1 protein-coding gene is annotated in these 329 nt (G+C 61.4%); it reads right to left on the minus strand.

The features are described from left to right. On the minus strand, positions 1–329 hold a 329-nt coding region (locus H9S92_RS14045; protein WP_187467334.1), incomplete at both ends, for a hypothetical protein.

Below are 329 nucleotides of genomic sequence, written 5' to 3' on the forward strand. Positions count from 1 at the left end.
TTGCCGTCAGCGTCCGTGGTCGTCGTCTCGATCGCCGTCAATTCCAGACCGTCGATCATGCCGTCGCCGTTCGCATCGAAGTACAGGTTCACCGTTACACCGGCGATGCCGTATTCCAGCGGGTTGGTCAGGTCTTGTACGCCGTTGTCGTCAACGTCGTAGAACACCGTCGAACCGACGCTCATGTTGGGCAGGAAGCCGAAGTCGATCGTCATGTTGCCGTTCGTCTCTTCAGCGTCGTCCTGGTCATCACCGGGGAAGCCACCGGCTTCCGTGGGGTTGCTGCCAGCCGTCAGGTCGAAGGGCGCCGAGGCTACCGTGCCATCCAG

Source organism: Neolewinella lacunae (assembly GCF_014349155.1).
Taxonomy (GTDB): Bacteria; Bacteroidota; Bacteroidia; order Chitinophagales; family Saprospiraceae; genus Neolewinella; species Neolewinella lacunae.